At 53.1% G+C, this 1,637-nt stretch carries 1 protein-coding gene; it reads right to left on the reverse strand.

The window, feature by feature from the left end; translation table 11 throughout:
• Positions 1-56: 56 nt before the first annotated feature.
• Positions 57-1,570 (reverse strand): IS3 family transposase gene (locus tag ACZRMH_RS25735; protein ID WP_464015806.1). Its coding sequence is split into 2 segments (ribosomal slippage): positions 57-1,105 and positions 1,105-1,570, totalling 1,515 coding nucleotides; the frame shifts between segments, so codons are not numbered across the junction.
• Positions 1,571-1,637 lie beyond the last annotated feature (67 nt).

Here is a 1,637-nt window from a genome sequence, read left to right on the forward strand (position 1 = left end):
CGGTACGTGTCAAGGTACCTGTCGCCTTGGTACTTCTTGCGACTACCGATTACGGCTTATGCACCAGCGCGCTCGGGATTCAAATACACCGTATCTGCCAGTTTCCAGTTGCGTGTTCTGTTGCTCCAGCGACCGGGATTAGCTTCTCGTGCACTTTTATAAAGAGCTGTTCTGGCGACCAGTAACGCAGTGGCCTTACCTTCGTGACGTTCGTTTGGCGTCACGTACTTCAAAGCGCTATGGCGATGTTCCTCGTTGTACCAATCGATAAACTTCTGAACCCACAGTCTTGCTTCAGTAACAGTATCAAACGGCTGCTCAGGCCAGAGTGGACAGTATTTAGCCGTTCGGAACAGGGCCTCGGCGTAAGCGTTGTCGTTACTGACACGTGGGCGGCTAAAAGAAGGCTCAACGCCCAGCGCAACCATACTTTCACGCAGCAAAGCGCCTCGCATGATATGTCCATTGTCCGAGTGCAGGACCAATGGGCGGCCTGCTGTGCATTCGCGCAAGCACCCTTTTTCGAGCAGTCTGCACGCATGCTCACCGCTTTCCAGTTCATGGACTTCATTAGCAACCAGCTTGCGGCTGTAAATATCCTTGACCATGTACCAGTAGAAAAAACGGCCCTTAACCGTGCTCGGCAGCCAGGTAATGTCCCAACACCAAACCTGGTTAGGGCCATCCGCACGATGCGTCGTCAGTATTCTTCGCTTCGGAGCCTTTGCACGGCCACGCCGTACCTGTTGATTAGCTGCTTTCAGCACGCGATAAAACGTCGATTCTGAAGCGAGATAGATTCCCTCATCCGCCAACTTCGGAACAATTTGGTGCGGCGTCAGACTAGCGAATCCGGGCTGGTTAGCAGCATGCAGCACCGCCTCGCGCTCTGAATCGCTAAGCTTGTTTGCCGGTGCTTCGCGCTGAGCTATCTGGCGCCTGTCACACCCCACGTGTCGCCAACGCTGAACGGTGCGCAGGCTAAGCCCAAGCTCGTTGCACGCTCGATATCGACGAGCTCCGTCTAACACTGCGCATGCGATTAGCTTCATGGCTTGCTCGCGATCAGAGGCACTGATCAGCCTTCCTTGTCCTTGCCCCAGATCGCATTGGCTTTTTTTCTGAGTTCCAGTAAAGCCTCCGCTTCAGCACGTCCAGCGTCCGATTTTATTAATAGTCGCTCCAGTTCCTTGATTCGGCGTAGTTCGGCTGTTTTTTCTGCGCTGGGTTTCAGTTCAATAACAGGGTTAGCGTTCTGACAGGCCTGCCGCCACTCTTGGATTTGCTCGGGGTAAATTCCCTTGATACGGCAATATTGAGAAATCTCCACCTCGCTCAACGGCGCGGTTTCCATGACTGCATTGAATTTGTCGGAGCTGGACCACTGATCAGAGGACTTGCCATTTCCAGGCACAATCAAACCTTTATCTCTAGCCATTTGTCTCCAGTTACGCAGTGACTGTGGCGTGACATTCAGCGCTACGGCAAGTTCTGCCACAGAGCGGTTAAGGGGCGGCATCATTTGCTTTATGGCTGAGTCTTTGAAGCTGTTGGAGTAAGTCTTAGGCATTGCGATACACCTTCGCCCTCTTGAGTGAGTCAATCAATAGAGGCGACAGATAGCCTGACACGGAGGG

It is taken from the genome of Pseudomonas sp. B414, from assembly GCF_055408445.1.